A 16,189-nucleotide genomic window follows, 5' to 3' on the forward strand; every position below is an offset into this window, starting at 1 on the left:
TGTGGCCTCGGCAGAATCTCGACCGGCGGTCGTTCCGACCACCCCGACCCCGATGACGGGGCCGGATCGGACGGGGTAGGAGGAGCGATGGCGCGAACGACCGAACAAGCCAGGGGACCGCTGGTCAGCCTGGTGCCGGCACGGATGGACCGTCTGCCGTGGACGAGATTCCACTGGTCCGTCGTGGTCGGCCTCGGAGTCGCGTGGATCCTCGACGGACTCGAGATCCAGATCGTCGCCTCCGCCGGCTACCAGAAGGACCTCGGCATGACCGCCGCGGAGGTCGGGATCGCCGGCACCATCTACCTCCTCGGGCAGGTGACGGGGGCCCTCGTCTTCGGTCGGCTCTCGGATCGGCTCGGACGACGCAGGCTGTTCATCCTGACGCTCATCATCTACCTGCTCGGCAGCGGTCTCGCCGGTCTCTCGCCGAACATGTGGGTGCTGTTCTTCTTCCGGTTCATCGCCGGCATGGGCATCGGCGGTGAGTACGCCGCGATCAACTCGGCGATCGACGAGCTGATCCCGTCGAAGTACCGTGGTCGTGTCGACATCGCCATCAACGGCACGTACTGGGGCGGCGCCGCGCTCGGGGCCGCGGCGAACGTGTTCCTGCTCAACCCCGACATCGTCGACGAGAACTGGGGCTGGCGGATCGGCTTCTTCATCGGGCCGGTGCTCGGGCTCGTGATCATCTACCTGCGCCGGCACATCCCCGAGAGCCCCCGCTGGCTCATGACCCACGGACGTGAGGACGAGGCCAAGCGCACGGTCGACGAGATCGAGCGGCGCGTGGAGCACGAGGACGGCCACCGGCTGGAGCCGGTCGACGACTCGAAGGGCATCAAGCTCACCCCGCACGAGCGCGTGCCGTTCCGGCAGATCGCCCACGTGCTGTTCAAGGTGTACCCGCGGCGCACCCTCGTCGGGGCGACCATGATGGTGACGCAGTCGTTCCTCTACAACGCGATCTTCTTCACCTACGCCCTCGTGCTGCAGAACTTCTACGGCACCGACCCCAGCAGCACGGCGTACTTCTTCTTCCCGTTCGCGATCGGCAACCTGCTCGGTCCGTTGCTGCTCGGCCCCCTGTTCGACTCGTGGGGTCGCCGCAAGATGATCTTCCTCACCTACGGGGTGTCGGGAGTGGTGCTCGCCGTCTCCGGGTTCCTGTTCTCGGCGGGCGCGCTCGACGCGACGACGCAGACGATCTTCTGGTGCGTCTCGTTCTTCTTCGCCTCGGCGGGAGCGTCGTCCGCCTACCTGACGGTGAGCGAGCTCTTCCCGCTCGAGATCCGCGCCCAGGCCATCGGCTACTTCTTCGCCCTCGGTCAGATCGCCGGATCGATCGCGCCGACCGTGTACGGAGCGCTCGTCGGCGAGGGTGAGGACCGCGGACCGCTCACCGTCGGCTACCTGCTCGGCGCGGGCATCATGATCGTCGGCGGTGTCGTCGCCCTCATCTTCGGTGTCGATGCGGAGCGGAAGTCCCTCGAGGACATCTCCAAGCCGCTCTCGAGCGCGGACGACTGAGCCGTCGTCGGGTGCTGCGACCGCGATCGCAGCACCCGACGGGCGTCGGAGTGTCGGGTGCCGGCGCTACTCGAGCCACTCGGTGACGAAGCGGTCGTTCGCGTGGATGTGCACCGACTCGAACAGCCCGCGATCGAGCACCTCGAACTTGTGCGCGACCAGCGCGGGGACCACGAGGACCTGACCGCCGGCGACCACGAGCTGTACGTCGCCCGCCGTGAACAGCGCCGCCCCGCGTCTCACGATGAACGTCTCGCTGTACGGGTGCCGATGCAGGCGGGGACCGGTCCCCGCCTTGTCGGTGTACTCCTGGATGATCGAGATCTCGGATCCCGAGACGTATCCCTCGAGATTCTCGTCGAACGCGAGGTCGATGGCCCGAATCGTCATCCCCCCACCCTGCTCGCTCGCGCGCACGCTGTCGAGATGAGGTGAGGGTCAGGCGGCTCCGCGCGTGCCGAGCACATCGGCGGTGAACGACGACAACCGGGTGGCGAGACCGGCCGCGCGCGCGGCGATGACGTCCCGCGGATCGGGCTGCATGTCGGACTTCGGCGGGGCAATGCGGATGATGATCGAGCACGCCAGGTCCGAGCAGATGTAGGTGCCGACGGAGTTCCCGTCCCTGCCCGCCTCTCCCGCTCGGGCGGCGCTGAACAGCGACACCTGATCGGCGGGCTGCGGGGTGCGGCAGAGGGAGCACATCGCGCTGATCCCGCGCGACATGCGGCTCTCGGCCGCACGGAGGGCGATCCCGACGGGCCGGTCCTCGCGCCAGTGCACGATGTACCCGCGCTGCATGGCCCGCGGGTCGCGCCAGCCGAGGTACTCGCGGTCGTCCCAGAGCACCTCGTGCAGCCCGGGAAGGGTCATCCGTTCGGTGTCGCCGCGTGTCGCGTTCACGAACGAGTCACGGATCTGGGCTTCGGTGAGGGCCTGCATCCCGTCCAGCGTAACCGCCGGGGATGCGGATGTCGGCGGCGCTTCCTAGGCTCGGATCCGACGAGCTCTCCGCGGACAGGATGGTCATGGCCGACAGCAGCCCCCAGCGGGCGCCCGCGCTACCGCCGCTGCTGCGTGCGGTACACCCGTTCGTGCATCGGCAATACCGGGTACTCGCTGCGGCGCTCGCCCTGTCGCTGCTCGGCACGGGGGTCTGGCTCGTCGCCTTCGTCTGGCAGGTGATCCAGCTCGGGGGGAGCCCGGTCGAGCTGTCGATCGTCGCGACCGCGAACGCGGCCGGCACCGTGGTGGCGGTGCTGCTCGGTGGAGCGGTCGCCGACCGGGTGCCGCAACGGCGCATCCTCATCGCGGTCGAGCTCACGAAAGCCGTCGCCGTCGGCACGGTCGCGGCCGTCGCCCTCACCGGGGGCCTCGAGATCTGGCATCTGGCGGCGGCATCGCTCGTCTTCGGGCTCACCGACGGGTTCTTCTACCCGGCGTACTCGGCCCTGTTGCCGAGCCTGCTTCCCGAACACGAGCTCCTCGCCGCGAACGGACTCGAGGGCGTGCTGCGGCCGGCGGTCATGCAGGCCGCCGGACCGGCGGCGGCGAGCGGCCTCATCGCGGTCGCCTCGCCCGGCGCGGCGTTCGTGCTCGTCGCCGGCTCGCAAGTGCTTGCGGCGGCCGCGCTCCTGCTGTTGCGACCCACGGCGCTGCGGCGCGAGCTCGACGCCGCCGATCATCCGGTGGGCGGCCTGCTCCGCGACATCCGGGACGGATTCGGGTACATGGTGCGTACGCCCTGGCTGTTCGCGACCCTCGTCTACGCGAGCGTGCTCGTCTTCGTCATCATGGGGCCGATCGAGGTGCTCCTGCCCTTCGCCGTGAAGGATCAGACCGGGGGAGGGGCGGGTGCCTTCGCGCTCGCGATCGGCGCGTTCGGCGTCGGTGGCGCGGTCGGTTCACTCCTCGTGGCGACTCTGCGGTTGCCGCGCCGCTACCTGACCGTCATGAACCTGCTGTGGGGCCTCGGTTGCGTGCCGCTCGTCGTCATCGGCGTCACGGATGCGTTGTGGCTGATGGTCGCGGCCCTGTTCGTCGTGGGCTTCGCGTTCTCGGCCGCCAACGTGATCTGGGGAACGCTGCTGCAGCGGCGTGTGCCCGCGGCCTATCTCGGACGGGTCTCGAGCCTCGACTTCTTCGTGTCGCTCGCGTTCATGCCCGTGTCGATGGCGGTCGCGGGTCCGGTCGGCGAGGCGGTCGGATTCCCGGCCGTCTTCCTCGTCGCCGGTCTCGTGCCGCCCGCCCTCGCGACCGCCGCGATCCTGCTCGCCCGCATGCCGCGGGACGAACTGCGTCATCCGCTCGACCGCACGCCGCCCGACGGCGCCGAGGCCGCCGCCTCCTGACGGATCGTCGCCCGGGTCAGGCGTCGTGACTGCGGCCCGAATCGTCGGGCATGTTCAGGTCGTCCTCGTCGACGCGCACGTCGCCGACGTCATCGGGACCGCCGGTGCCCGGACGCACCTGCACGCCGGGATCATCGGCCTCGTCGGCGACCGCGGCCGACGCGGGCTCGTCCTGCCGCACCTGGGTCTCGCGTTCGCTGCCCGGGCTGTAGTCGGTGTCCTTGTCGATGCCGTCGTCGAAGTGCTGCTGATCGCTCATGCGCTCGACGCTAAGGCGGGAGACGGGCGCCGGCGCAGCGTGCGCAGGAGAAGCCCAGACGATGGGCAGCTAGATCCCACGCACTGCCATCTCGACGACGCGGTCGCGCACACCTTCGAGCATCGGTGAGCCGAGGTGGGCGAGGGGACCCTCGAGATGCAGCATGGCGAGGCCGTGCACGGCCGACCAGGCGAGGAACTCGGCCCCGGGTCGCCGCTCGGCGGGCAGCGCGCCGGCCTCGACGAGCGCGTCGAGCGACACCCCGAGCAGCTCGAACGGGGTGCGTCCCCGCGCTCCCGCCTTCGGCGGCTCGAGCGCGGTTGCGAGGTCGCGGGGCACGGTGAAGGCCGCGCGGAACAGGCCGGGGTCGGTGCACGCGAAATCGATGTAGGCCCGCCCGATGGCGGTCAGCCGGGCGCGGGCGTCGGCGGTCGCATCACCCGTGTCGGGGATCGCGTCGAAGGCGATCTCGATGCGGTCGGCGACGATCGCCTGGGCCTCGTCCGAGACGGCCGCGAGCAGAGCGGCCCGGTCGGCGAAATGGCGGTATGCGGCGTTCGGCGCGACGCCGGCCTGTCGCGTCGCCTCGCGCAGCACGACGGCGTCGGGACCGCCCTGTCTGGCCAGTTCGATACCGACCGCGACGAGTGTCGCGCGAAGATCCCCGTGTCGATATGTCGTGCGCATCGAACCCAGTCCGCTCACGCTTCCCCTCTCGGCGCGGCCGCCCGAGCGGCCGATCTCGCGTTGTGGACAGCGTATCCGAGCCCTCGGGGCGGTTCCGCACCGCATCCGCGCTTGAATGGAGGGATGACCGGCCCGCGTCCCGACCCCGCTTCCATCGACGCCCTGCGCGGGGATCTCCACGAGGCGCGATTCACCGTCGACGCCGTGCGGCAGCTCTGGGGCGAGGGCGCGGACGCCGCGCTCGGTCGGGGACATCGCACCGCGGCTCGACGCGCGCTCGACGCCCTCCCCGCCTCTCCGCTGGCCACCCTGTGCCGCGCCTTCCTGCTCGGGATGGGCGTGACCCCGGATGAGCTCGACGCCGCGCTGCCGCGGCTGCGGGCCGCGGGCGCGTTCCGGCTGGGCCTCGTCGACGAGGAGGGATCGCCGCTCGTGGACCTGCGTCCCTACGAGTTCGTGGATGCCCAGGGCGCCGGCCGGTGGTGGATCGCGAGCGACCTCGGCGAACTCGCCGTCGGGGGTGCGCTCCGCGAGGACCACGTGCTCGGGATCGGCGGCGCCTCCACGACGCTCGCCTCGATCATGATGCCGACCCCGGTCGACACGACCCTCGACCTCGGCACCGGGTGCGGCATCCAGGCTCTGCACGCCGCCCGGTTCTCACGCCGCGTCATCGCGACGGACGTGTCGGAACGCGCCCTCGCGTTCGCGCGATTCAACGCCGCGCTCAACGCCGTCGACGGCATCGAGGTGCGCCGGGGCGACCGTTTCGCGCCGCTCGAGGGGGAGCGGGTCGACCGGATCGTGAGCAATCCGCCGTTCGTCATCACCCCGCGCCGCGCGGGCGTGCCGACGTACGAGTATCGCGACGGGGGACTGGTCGGCGACGCCCTCATCGAGTCGGTCGTGCGGGGAGCCGCAGACGTGCTGACGCCCGGGGGGACCGCCCAGCTGCTCGGCAACTGGGAGTACCGCGCCGGTGAGGACGGACTGCAGCGCGCGGCAGGGTGGGCGCAGCGGGCCGGACTCGACGCCTGGATCGTGGAACGCGAGGTTCAGAGCGCGGAGCAGTACGCGGAGACCTGGATCCGCGACGGGGGCACCCGGCCCGGCGACCCGGCGTTCGACGACCTGCTCGACGCCTGGCTCGACGACTTCACGCGGCGCGGTGTGCAGCGGATCGGATTCGGGTACCTGCTGCTGCGGCGCCCCGCCGGGCGGCCCCGGCCGGTGCGTACCGAACGGCTGCACGGCCCCGTCGGCGGTGCGCTCGGAGCGCATCTGGCCGCGTCCCTCCTCACGATGGACACCCTCGCCGCTCTCGACGACGACGCGCTGCTCGCCCTGCGCCTGCGCCGCGCTCCCGACGTGACGGAGGAGCGCCACTACTGGCCGGGGGACTCGGACCCGACGGTCATCCGCCTGCGTCAGGGCAGCGGCTTCGCCCGCGAACGCGACGCCGGCACCGCGCTCGCGGCCCTCGTCGGCGCGTGCGACGGCGAACTCACCGCCGCGGCGATCGTCGCCGCTCTCGCCGACCTCCTCGACGCGGATGCGGCCGCGCTGCGGGCGGAACTGCTGCCGCAGGTGAGGGAGCTCGTCGCCGACGGGATGCTGCTGCTCCCGGATGACCCGGGATACGCCTGAGGGGGGACGCCGGCGCGCCGACGTCTTCCTAGGCTGGCAGCATGCGTCTGACGGAACTGCTCGCCGTGTCCGCCTCATCGAGCCAAGGGCAGGAGCTCTCCGGCATCCTCGGTCTCGCGACACAGGTCATGGAGGCGCTCAGCGAGTGGGGGGTCGGGCTGCTCACGTTCATCGAGACGGTGTTCCCGCCCATCCCGAGCGAGGTGATCCTGCCGCTCGCGGGATTCCTCGCCAGTCAGGGCCGCATGAACTTCGTGCTCGTGCTCGTCACCGCGACCCTCGGCGGCTTCATCGGCGCTCTGCTGCTGTACTGGCTCGGCCGCGTCGTCGGTGAGGAGCGCAGTGTGCGCCTGCTGTCGAAGCTCCCGCTCGTCGACCGGGAGGACTTCGAGAAGGCGGCCGGGTGGCTGCACCGGCACGGTCGCAGCGCGGTGTTCTTCGGGCGTCTCATCCCCGGCGTGCGCAGCCTCATCTCGCTCCCCGCCGGAAGCACCCGGATGCCGCTGGTCACCTTCACGATCTTCACCGTCGCCGGCACGCTCGTCTGGAACGGACTCCTCGTCGGGCTGGGGGCGGCCCTCGGGTCGCAGTACGAGCTCATCGAGCAGTACTCGGGCGTGCTCGACTACGTCGTCTACGCGGCGATCGCCGGCGTGCTCGTCTGGCTCATCGTGCGGCGGGTGCGACGCGTGCGGGCTCAGCGTGACGGCTGACCCGGCCCGAGCGGATGCACGAGGCGGGTCGCCGAATCCCAGAGCCGCGACTCCGTCGCCGTCGCCGCCAGCACCGGGGCCTCGAGCACCTCGAGGGCGACGGCCACCTGAGCGGGGGTGAGCCGACGGGCCAGCGTCACGTGAGGGGTCCAGGCGTCCGGAACGCTCACCGGCAGCGCGGTCACCGCGCGGCCGACGGCGTCGTGCACCGCGCGGTGCACGGTGAGCAGCGCCGCCGTGACGACCACGGCGCGGGCGAGCACCGCCCCGTGCCGCGAGGGGAAGAGCAGGAGTCCACCGAGCGTCACGGGCACGGGCAGCAGCGCGGCGGCGTCGCGGAGCGAGGCGATCCGGGTCTCCGCACCCTCGGGAGCCACGAGCAGCGTGATGTGCGGTCGATTCGACGCGCCGGTGTGCCGGGCGAGGCTCGGCAGCCCCGCCTCATCCAGCTCGCGCCACTCCTCGCGCACGGCCTCGTCCGCGTCCGCGTCGAGCAGCAGTTCGACGCTCTGCATCAGGACCTGGGCAGCCGCACGAGCCGCACCTCGGTGAGCTCCCCGTCGTGCGCATCGACGACGAGGTAGCTGCAGAACGGCTGGCGCCGGCGGTCGGTGGGCGATCCCGGATTGAGCAGCCGCATGCCGGCCGGGGTGACGGTGTCCCACGGGATGTGGCTGTGGCCGAAGAACAACACATCCAGTCCCGGATGGTCGCGGTCGCAGCGCTGCTCACGACCCTTCGCGTCCCCGGTGATGTGCACGACACCCATCCGCAGGCCCTCGAGTTCCACGTGCGCCACCTCCGGCAGCCGGGATCGCAGCGCCTCGCCGTCGTTGTTGCCCCACACCCCGACGAAGCGGCGGGACCGTCGCTCGAACTCGTCGAGCAGTTCGGGCACCACCCAGTCGCCCGCGTGGACGACGAGATCGGCGGCCTCGATGTCGTGCCACACCGCGTCGGGCAGCCGTTTCGCTCGCGCCGGGACGTGCGTGTCCGCGACGACGACGATGCGCGCCGCCACCTCAGTCCTTGAGCACGTTGAGCGCCGACGCCTTGTGCGCGGCCTGCTTGCCGGACTTGTCCGACTCGACGATGAACGCGGGGTCGTCGTCGGAGGCCCGGAACTGCTGTCCGTCGAAGGTGAAGTCCGACGTGCGCTTGTCGACGACGCGGCCGCGGGTGCGTCCCTGCGGCGTCTTCCAGCTGACGTGGTCGCCGACCGAGGGGGTGGAGGATGCGCTCATGGCGGCACGCTAGCCAGCGGCCCTGGCAGCGTGCTGAGCCTCCGTCAGCCCCGCACGGCGTGCTGCCATACTGGCGGCGATGAGCACTCCGGATGCGGTCGTCGTCGGGGCGGGACCGAACGGTCTCGCCGCCGCGGTGACGCTCGCCCGCCGCGGTCTTCACGTGCGGGTGTACGAGCGCGCGTCGACGGCCGGTGGCGGCACACGCACCCTCGAGCTGACCCTGCCGGGGTTCCGCCATGACTGGGGCTCGGCCGTGCATCCCATGGCGTTCGCGTCACCGTTCTTCCGCAGGCTCGGCATCCGCGACCGGGTCGAATTCGTGACGCCCGAGGTGTCGTACGCACACCCCCTCGACGGCGCGCGGGCCGGCCTCGCCTACCGCGACCTCGACCGTGCGGCCGACGTCCTCGGAGTCGACGGCGCCGCGTGGCGGAACCTCTTCGCCCCGCTCGTCCGCGCCGTGCGCGGAATGACGGAGTTCGTCGGCGGTCCCGTACTGCGGGTGCCGCGTCATCCGGTTACGGCCGTGCGGTTCGGGCTCCGCGCGCTCGAGCAGGGCGGACCGTGGTGGAACGCGAGGTGGCGCGACGAGGTGGCTCCGGCGCTGCTCACCGGGGTCTTCGCGCACACCATCCGCCCGCTGCCGAACCTCGCCCCCGCTGCGGCGGGTCTCGTGCTCGGCGTGCACGCCCACGCGGAGGGGTGGCCCGTGCCGGTCGGGGGCAGTCAGGCGATCGCCGACGCGCTCCTGGGGGAGCTGCTCGCGCGTGGTGGTGAACTGGTGCTCGACCACGAGGTGAGCACCCTCGAGGAGCTGCCGCCGTCGCGCGTGACCCTGCTCGACCTGTCGCCGCGTGCTTTCGTGCGCCTCGCCGGGGACCGTCTCAGCCCGGCGGCGGCCGCGCCGTACCGGCGCTTCCGCTACGGCAACGGCGTCGCCAAGGTCGACTACGCCCTCTCCGGTCCGGTGCCGTGGGCGGCCGCCGGCGTGGACCGCACGGCCACCGTGCACCTCGGCGGTTCCCGCGCGGAGATCGCCGCGTCGGAGCGGGAGGTGTTCCGCGGCCGGCACCCCGAGTCTCCTTACGTGCTCGTCTCGCAGCCCACTCTGTTCGACCGGACCCGAGCCCCCGAGGGTAGGCACACGCTGTGGGCCTATACGCACGTGCCGGCCGGATCGACCGTCGACCGGGAGGACGCGGTCACGGCGCAGATCGAGCGGTTCGCGCCCGGGTTCCGCGACCTGGTGCTCGCCACCTCGAGTCGCACCGCCGCCGATCTGGAACGCGAGAACCCGAACTACGTCGGCGGAGACATCGCCGCGGGCGACGTCTCGCTCGCGCAGCTGCTCGCCCGGCCGGTGGCCGCTTCCGACCCGTGGCGCACGCCGGTCGACGGTGTGTACCTGTGCTCCTCGTCGACGGCTCCGGGACCGGGCGTGCACGGGCTGGCCGGATGGCACGCCGCGCGCGCGGCCCTGCGACGCGAGTTCGGCGGATTGTAGAAGCACCGATCGGTCGCGCGCAAGCCCCTGCGCGTCATGTGGTGGGACCTTGGTCCCGTAGATACGATGTGAGCACCGTGAGGCGCGCCCGTCTCGCCTTCCGGTTCCTTTCCGCTCTCGGCCGTGCGTCGTCAGGAAGGTCGTCCCCGTGCCCCATCGCGTCAACCACCTCCTCGGGGGGCGGTACCGCATCCACACCCCGCTGGGGTCCGGTGGGATGGGCTCGGTGTACCAGGCGACGGACGAGAGCCTCGGGCGGGAGGTCGCCGTCAAGGTCTTCCGGCGCGAAGCCGCGACGGCCGAGGAGGTGCTGCGGCAGGAGCACGAGATCCGGCTGCTCGCCTCACTGAACCACCCGGGACTCGTCAGCGTCTTCGACGCGGGCACCCACATGTTCGACGACGAGGTGCGGCGCTACCTGGTCATGGAGCTCATCGAGGACTCCACGCTCGAATCGCGTCTCGTGGGGGAGCCGCTCGAACTGCACGAGGTGGCCGACCTCGGTTCGCAGATCGCCGAGGCGCTCGCCTACGTGCACGCGCACCAGATCGTGCACCGCGACGTGAAGCCCGCCAACATCCTCATCGCCGAGGGCGGCCAGGGGCTGCGTCGGGTCGCGAAACTCACCGACTTCGGCATCGCCCAGTTCGCCGGCGGCAACCGCATCACCTCGGCGGGCACGGTCATCGGCACGGCGAGCTACCTGAGCCCGGAGCAGACCTCCACCGGTCAGGTCAGCGGGGCGAGCGACGTGTACTCGCTCGGCCTCGTGCTGCTCGAGGCGCTCACGGGCGTGAAGTCCTTCCCCGGCACCGCGATCGAGTCCGTCGCCGCGCGTCTCGTCTCCGACCCCGACATCCCGGCCGACCTCCCGGCCGAGTGGCGTGTGCTGATCGGACGGATGACCGCGCGGAACCCCGAGGACCGCCCGAGCGCCGCCTCGGTCGCCAAGTCGCTGCGCGGCACCGCGGAACTGGACCTGAGTGCCGTCTCGCTCGACGCCACCCAGCCGCACCCGATCGTGCCGGAGGCGGATGCTCGACCCGCCGGCCGCGCGGACGACGAGGCGCCGCGCCGACCGCGTCGCGGCGCCCGGCGTTCCCTCGATGTGCGGATGCTCGCGGGCGTCGGGCTGCTCGCCCTGCTCGGCGCCGTCATCGGCGCCTCCTGGATCAGCGGCACCGTCGGCGGCGGCGCGGACGCCTCGACGGTGGTGCAGTACCCCGCCGTCTCCGGCGACCTCGCCACCCCGTTGCAGCGCCTGCAGGACGCGGTGGAGTTGCGATGAGGGCGTTCGCGCGCCGTGCCCTGACGGGCACAGCGGCGGCGCTCGTCATCGGGGCGCTGGCCGGATGCTCCGCGCCCACCGGTTCCGACGACCGGGGTCTCACCGTGCTGTCGCTGCAGGAACGCGTCTACACGGTGAGCACGCAGATCGCCGAGGGCGACACCGCGGAGGCGGCGGAATCCCTCGAGGACCTCGAGCAGCTCGTCGGGTTCTCCTCCGCCCGCGGCACGCTCAGTGCGGCGGAGGCGGACGAGATCCGCGCCGCGATCGACGACCTCCGGTCGGCTCTGGGCTGACGCCTCAGCGGGAGGCGAGCGCGTCGCTCCACACCTGCTCGACGCGCGGGTAGACGGCGCGGGCCGAGAACTCCGCGTCGAACGACGCGGCCCCGGCGGCGGCGATGCGCTCACGCGCGTGGTCGTCGAACAGCGCCGTGCGGAGCGCCTGCTCGAGCTGCTCGACGTCGCCGGGATCGACGAGCAGGCCGCGGCCCTCGTCGAGCACCGAGGCGATGCCGCCGACGCGGGTCGCGATGACGCAATTGCGGCGCGCGAGCGCCTCGAGGATGAACATCGGCATCGCCTCGTCGCGCGAGGGGAGCACCGCGACGCTCGAGGACTCGAGCAGGTGCATGAGGTGGGCGTGCTCCACGGACCCGAGGAACTCCGCGTCGGGGAGGTCCCGGTCGACGACGGCCTCGTCGGCGACCGGTCCCGCGATGAGCAGCCGCCATCCGCTGCCCGCGCCGACCGCACGCCAGGCGCGCACGAGCACGTCGACGCCCTTGCGGTGCGACACGCTGCCGCCGAAGACGACGGTCCGGCCCTTGGGCGCCTCGTCCCCGTGCGGCACCGCGTTCGGAAGGAGGACAACGCGGTCGGCCGGCACGAAACGGCGGGCGACGTCGGCGGATTCGTCGCTCAGAGTGAGCACGACGGAGGCGGCGGAGAGCACCCGCCGCACGAGGTCGGGGCGACGGTCGGCGAAGTCGCGGAAGCTGCTGCCGTGCAATTGCGCGACGGTCGCGAATCCACGCGCGCGGGCGAGGCGCAGCAGCACCCCCTCGCGCAGGAAGGAGCCCCCCTGCGAGAGGTGCGCGACGATGACATCCGTCCGCCGTCCGCCGAGCGTCGCGAGCCGGGCGGCGGCGCGGGCGAAGAGCGCGAGGGCGCGGGGACCGTGGCTCCCGTCGCGGGAGACGAGCACCCGCACGTCGAACCGGTCGAACGACCACGCGAGGTAGCCGTTGACGACTTGCGTCATCCCGCCCGCGACCTCGCCCCGGCGTCCGATGTGCCAGGCGATCGGCCGGTTCACGCCTGCCGCACCGCCTCGGCGGGTTCGGCGCTGCGGGTCCCACCGAGCGCACGTTCCAGGTCGCCGCGCACGGCCGCGAGGTCGGCGCGCGCCGTCGGCAGCGCCGCGAAGAGCTCGGCGCGTCGATCGGCCACGGTCGCGATGCGCTCGGTGATCGCGGCGGCATCCATCCCCGCGGTCGGGAAGGCGATGTCGGTCACCCCGCCCGCGGCGAAGTGCCGGGCGATCTTGCCCGACCGGTCCACGAGCGGCGCGACGGGCACGGCGCCTTCGGTGAAGGCGGCGAGCAGTACGTGGAGGCGGTCGCTCACGGCGACCGCGGAGCGCCGGTAGAGCTCCCGGAGGCGTTCCTCCTGCCCGGCGTGGTCGGTGCCGTCCCAGTCGAGCACCTCTCCGCCGAGCCGGTCCGCGAGATCGCGGGATCGTGCGGAGTCGCGCAGCACCTGCGTGACCGCGACGACCCGTAACGCCCGCCGGTCGGCGAAGTCGCGCACGCCGGCGATCCAGGCCGCGGAGGGTTCGTCCCGATCGCTGCGCATCGACACGACGAGCGTGTCGCGGGGGAGCGACTCGTCGATGACCGCCTCGCCCTCGCCGAAGGCGAGATCGGGCATGACCCGGCCGCCGAGGTAGGCCGCGGTCTCGCCGTCGCGCCAGGCGGTCAGGTTCGACAGGGCGATCGACGGGGCCATGAGCGCGCGCGGCACGGCCGCGTTGTTGCGCGCTCCGACTCCCACCCGGGCGACGACACCGCCGCGCGCCCGCACGAGCGAGAGCAGCGGCAGCATGCCGACGTGCTCCTTCATGCCGATGAGGCTCAGCTGGATCTCGCCCGGCTTGAACACGTACGAGGTGCGAGCGCGCGCGGCGGTCGCGAGTCCCGCCCGATACCAGGCGCCGAAGGAGCGGTACACGACGTCGTCGGGCGCCAGGCGCAGCCCCTCCGTGTAGCCGGCCGGGGCGGGGCCGACGTAGACGTGGAGGGTGCCGAGCGGCCGCAGCCAGTCGAGCAGCTGGCGGCGCAGGATGATGTCGCCGATGTTGTCGTACTGGCCCACTCCGGGCACGAAGATCGCGTGAGTCATGGGTCCTGTCAGTTGCCGGCCGAGACGCGCGCCGCCTCGGACGTGCCGTCGATGTCGATGCGGTACCGCGCGGCGGCCCGGATGGTGTCGGCATCGAGATCGTCGACCTCGACGCCGGACCCGACACGCAGCTCCCCGATGAGAGCGGCGATCTGCGCCTGGTGGTCGTCGACGTGCTCGTTCCGCGCCGAGCGGCGCACCACCGCCACGGGGTGCACGCCCATCTCGAGCAGACCGAGGATGGTGCCGACACCCGCGTGAGTGACCACGACATCCGCTTCGCGCGCGTACCGTTCGAACTCCGCCGCGGAGACCTGCTCGTACACCTGGCCGGGCAGATCGGTGCGACCGGCCGAGAAGCCGAGTTGCCAGACGGTGCGCTCGTCCGCGAGGCCCGTGGCCAGGACGGCGTCGATCATGGCGTCGAACCGGTACCCCTCGATCGTGCCGAGGGTCACGAACAGGCGCGGTCGCTCCGCGGTGCGGCTCACCTCACGGCGGCGGTAGGTCGCGAGCACCGCGGGGTGGGTGCCCCACCGGCCGCCGGCCCAGCTCGGGTGCTGGGTGCGCAGTTCGGCGAACCGCGTCGCCGCGAGCACCCGCCCGGACAGCGACGGACCCTGCACGCGCGAGATGCTCTCGATGTAGAGGGTCGGCACGCCGTGACGTCGCGCCGCGGGAAGCGCGGCGAGGGCGATGGCGGCGCCCGTGCTCACCGCCTGGGCGAAGCGCTCGCGCTTCAGCAGCGCGCTCACCGTGCGGTACGTGTTGAGCACGCCGGCGAAGTCGCGCGGGCGCACATACGGCACGTACAGCACGCGCTTGCCCGCGAGCAGCGATTCGCTCTGCGGGGAGCGGAAGGTCACCCAGAGGGAGTCGTCGGAGGCCCCGAGACCGGGCGCCAGTCGCACCAGTTGGGCGAGGTGCCCGCCCGTCGATGCCACGAGGAGCAGCTTGCGGCGCGCCCCAGCCACGCTCGATCCGGCCATGGTGTTTTCCCCTATCCCACCGCGTACGCGGTGCCCGCCTGTTGGTTCGTGTCGTCACCCGTGAGGGGTGGCGACCGTTTCGTCGGAGCGAACGGCCGTGGCCGCTCCGTAGACCTGGGAGTCCGGCCCGCGCCTCGGCAGCATCGTGACGACGACACCGGCGACGGGGGCCTGGATGTTGCGGAGCACCTCGAGGGTCGAGGCGAGCTCGCTCTGCTTCACGCGCCCGGCGGCGGCCACGACGATCGTGCCGTCGACCTGTCCGCTGAGCACCGCCGCATCCGTCACCGGAAGCGCGGCGGGGGAGTCGATGATGACGACGTCGAAGGCGGCCGCGAGAGCGGCGATGAGCGTGGACATGCGCTCAGAGCCGAGGAGCTCGGCCGGGTTGTCCGGGCGCTCGCCCGCGGGCAGCACGGTCACCTGGTCGTGCGGCGACCGCAGCAGCGCGTCCCCGGCGTCGAGCGCGCCGGCGAGCACCTCGCTCAGACCGCGAGCGGACGGCACGCCCAGCCGTGCCGCGATGCCGGGGGAGCGCAGGTCGGCGTCGACCACGACGACACGGGAGCCGTTGCGCGCCATCGTGAGCGCGAGGTTGGCCGCGGTCGTCGTCTTGCCCTCGCCCTCGCGCGACGAGGTCACGAGGAACACCTTCTTGTTGCCGTGGCGCGCCACGAACTCGAGGTTGGTGCGCAGCGCCCGGTACGCCTCCGCGGAGGCGCCGACCGGGTTCTCGTACACGACGAGCTGACCGCGGGAGGAGATGCGGTCGGCCTGCAGCCCGCCGAGCACGGCGCGGCCGCTGATCTGTTCGGCCTCGCGAGCGCCGCGCACGCGCTTGTCGAGCAGCACGAGCACGAGCGCGGCGACGACGCCGGCGACGAGGCCGATGAATCCGCCGAGCGCGAGGTTGAGCAGGAGGTTGGGGGAGGACGGCTCCTCGGCGAGCGTCGCGCTCTCGAGCACTTCGATGCGGACGGGGCTGATGCCGCCGCCGACGGGGAGTTCGAGTTCGTTCGTGACGACCTCGGAGAACGTGTCGGAGACCGCCTCGGCGAGGTCGGCCGCCGCGGTGGCGGTGTCGGCGTTCGCGGCGATCGTGATGACCACGCTCTGCGGCTCGGTCGTCGCGCTCACCCGCTGTGCGAGTTCGGCGGTCGTCTCATCGAGGCCGAGCTGGTCGATGACGGGCCCGAGCACGCGTTCGCTCGGCACGATCTCGAGGTAGGCGGCGGTCTTCTGCGCGGCGAAGTTGTTGCCCTGCACCAGGTCGCTCGGGGTCGCCGCGGCGGTGGTCTGCACGGACACGAACAACTTCGTCTCCGACGTGTAGACCGGCGTCATGATGGCGGAGACGAGTGCCGCGGCGCCGAGGCCCACGATCGCGAGCGCGACCATGAGCACCCAGAACTTGCGGAACATCCGCCCGATGACGCTCGACTGCACGTATTCTCCTCACGCTTCGCGGGTGTCCCTCATTCGAGGGGCACCGCGCTCCATTATTCAGTGCTCTGACGGTCCGCGTTACCGCGGCGTCATATTGTTCCGAGATCGAACCCTGCCATTCAC

The 16,189-nt window shown here is 72.0% G+C and carries 18 protein-coding genes; 7 read left to right on the plus strand and 11 right to left on the minus strand.

Going from position 1 to position 16,189, the window contains the following annotated elements:
- The first annotated feature begins 87 nt into the window (after positions 1-87).
- Complete coding sequence (locus CLV46_RS06885) at positions 88-1,533, plus strand: MFS transporter (RefSeq protein ID WP_245866606.1); 1,446 nt, start codon at positions 88-90, stop codon at positions 1,531-1,533.
- A 66-nt stretch (positions 1,534-1,599) separates the two neighbouring features.
- Here the strand turns inward: CLV46_RS06885 and CLV46_RS06890 are convergent, their stop codons facing one another.
- Both CLV46_RS06890 and CLV46_RS06895 read right to left on the minus strand, forming a co-directional pair.
- Positions 1,600-1,923, minus strand: coding sequence for a cupin domain-containing protein (locus CLV46_RS06890; RefSeq protein WP_100364091.1), 324 nt, complete (start codon positions 1,921-1,923; stop codon positions 1,600-1,602).
- 48 nt (positions 1,924-1,971) lie between these two features.
- Positions 1,972-2,475 carry an FBP domain-containing protein gene (locus CLV46_RS06895; RefSeq protein ID WP_100364092.1) on the minus strand — a complete coding sequence of 168 codons (504 nt, stop codon included), beginning with the start codon at positions 2,473-2,475 and terminating at the stop codon, positions 1,972-1,974.
- Between the two features lie 86 nt (positions 2,476-2,561).
- Here CLV46_RS06895 and CLV46_RS06900 point away from each other — a divergent pair, with 86 nt between their 5' ends.
- Positions 2,562-3,884 (plus strand): MFS transporter, encoded by a 1,323-nt coding sequence (locus CLV46_RS06900; RefSeq protein ID WP_100364093.1) that lies wholly within the window; start codon positions 2,562-2,564, stop codon positions 3,882-3,884.
- Between the two features lie 16 nt (positions 3,885-3,900).
- Here CLV46_RS06900 and CLV46_RS06905 read toward each other — a convergent pair whose 3' ends face one another.
- Positions 3,901-4,143 (minus strand): hypothetical protein, encoded by a 243-nt coding sequence (locus CLV46_RS06905; protein WP_100364094.1) that lies wholly within the window; start codon positions 4,141-4,143, stop codon positions 3,901-3,903.
- A 69-nt stretch (positions 4,144-4,212) separates the two neighbouring features.
- Positions 4,213-4,848, minus strand: a complete 636-nt coding sequence (locus tag CLV46_RS06910; protein WP_245866608.1) for a TetR/AcrR family transcriptional regulator — start codon at positions 4,846-4,848, stop codon at positions 4,213-4,215.
- 105 nt (positions 4,849-4,953) lie between these two features.
- Here CLV46_RS06910 and CLV46_RS06915 point away from each other — a divergent pair, with 105 nt between their 5' ends.
- Together CLV46_RS06915 and CLV46_RS06920 are read left to right on the plus strand one after the other, a co-directional pair.
- Positions 4,954-6,477 carry a DUF7059 domain-containing protein gene (locus tag CLV46_RS06915; protein ID WP_100364095.1) on the plus strand — a complete coding sequence of 508 codons (1,524 nt, stop codon included), beginning with the start codon at positions 4,954-4,956 and terminating at the stop codon, positions 6,475-6,477.
- 41 nt (positions 6,478-6,518) lie between these two features.
- Entirely contained in the window at positions 6,519-7,190 is a 672-nt protein-coding gene (locus CLV46_RS06920; protein WP_100364096.1) for a DedA family protein, read from the plus strand.
- Here CLV46_RS06920 and CLV46_RS06925 read toward each other — a convergent pair.
- From CLV46_RS06925 to CLV46_RS06935, 3 genes are read right to left on the minus strand one after another with little or no spacing between them, the layout of a single operon-like run.
- On the minus strand, positions 7,175-7,705 hold the full coding sequence (locus CLV46_RS06925) for a 2'-5' RNA ligase family protein (protein ID WP_100364097.1): 531 nt from the start codon (positions 7,703-7,705) through the stop codon (positions 7,175-7,177). The two genes, CLV46_RS06920 and CLV46_RS06925, sit on opposite strands and share 16 nt — an antisense overlap.
- A complete protein-coding gene (locus CLV46_RS06930; protein ID WP_100364098.1) occupies positions 7,705-8,211 on the minus strand; it encodes a metallophosphoesterase family protein in 507 nt (168 codons plus the stop codon). Before CLV46_RS06930 ends, CLV46_RS06925 begins: the two co-directional genes overlap by 1 nt.
- A gap of 1 nt (position 8,212) precedes the next feature.
- The gene (locus tag CLV46_RS06935) at positions 8,213-8,434 is read right to left on the minus strand and encodes a hypervirulence associated TUDOR domain-containing protein (protein ID WP_100364099.1); all 222 of its coding nucleotides are present in this window, start codon (positions 8,432-8,434) and stop codon (positions 8,213-8,215) included.
- 79 nt (positions 8,435-8,513) lie between these two features.
- On the opposite strand from CLV46_RS06935, the gene CLV46_RS06940 reads away from it, so the two are divergent.
- The 3 genes from CLV46_RS06940 (at position 8,514) to CLV46_RS06950 (ending at position 11,525) form a co-directional block, all read left to right on the plus strand.
- Positions 8,514-9,941 carry a phytoene desaturase family protein gene (locus CLV46_RS06940; RefSeq protein WP_100364100.1) on the plus strand — a complete coding sequence of 476 codons (1,428 nt, stop codon included), beginning with the start codon at positions 8,514-8,516 and terminating at the stop codon, positions 9,939-9,941.
- Positions 9,942-10,089: 148 nt separating this feature from the next.
- Positions 10,090-11,229 carry a serine/threonine-protein kinase gene (locus CLV46_RS06945; protein ID WP_157802255.1) on the plus strand — a complete coding sequence of 380 codons (1,140 nt, stop codon included), beginning with the start codon at positions 10,090-10,092 and terminating at the stop codon, positions 11,227-11,229.
- Positions 11,226-11,525, plus strand: coding sequence for a hypothetical protein (locus tag CLV46_RS06950; protein WP_100364102.1), 300 nt, complete (start codon positions 11,226-11,228; stop codon positions 11,523-11,525). Before CLV46_RS06945 ends, CLV46_RS06950 begins: the two co-directional genes overlap by 4 nt.
- Positions 11,526-11,529: 4 nt before the next feature.
- Here CLV46_RS06950 and CLV46_RS06955 read toward each other — a convergent pair whose 3' ends face one another.
- From CLV46_RS06955 to CLV46_RS06970, 4 genes are read right to left on the minus strand one after another with little or no spacing between them, the layout of a single operon-like run.
- Positions 11,530-12,546 carry a glycosyltransferase family 4 protein gene (locus CLV46_RS06955; protein ID WP_100364103.1) on the minus strand — a complete coding sequence of 339 codons (1,017 nt, stop codon included), beginning with the start codon at positions 12,544-12,546 and terminating at the stop codon, positions 11,530-11,532.
- The gene (locus CLV46_RS06960) at positions 12,543-13,631 is read right to left on the minus strand and encodes a polysaccharide pyruvyl transferase family protein (protein WP_100364104.1); all 1,089 of its coding nucleotides are present in this window, start codon (positions 13,629-13,631) and stop codon (positions 12,543-12,545) included. The genes CLV46_RS06955 and CLV46_RS06960 overlap by 4 nt, the downstream gene beginning before the upstream one ends.
- An 8-nt stretch (positions 13,632-13,639) precedes the next feature.
- Positions 13,640-14,620 carry a glycosyltransferase gene (locus CLV46_RS06965; RefSeq protein ID WP_100364105.1) on the minus strand — a complete coding sequence of 327 codons (981 nt, stop codon included), beginning with the start codon at positions 14,618-14,620 and terminating at the stop codon, positions 13,640-13,642.
- A gap of 54 nt (positions 14,621-14,674) precedes the next feature.
- The gene (locus tag CLV46_RS06970) at positions 14,675-16,066 is read right to left on the minus strand and encodes a tyrosine-protein kinase domain-containing protein (protein WP_100364106.1); all 1,392 of its coding nucleotides are present in this window, start codon (positions 16,064-16,066) and stop codon (positions 14,675-14,677) included.
- Positions 16,067-16,189 lie beyond the last annotated feature (123 nt).

The organism is Diaminobutyricimonas aerilata (genome assembly GCF_002797715.1).
GTDB classification, from domain to species: domain Bacteria; phylum Actinomycetota; class Actinomycetes; order Actinomycetales; family Microbacteriaceae; genus Diaminobutyricimonas; species Diaminobutyricimonas aerilata.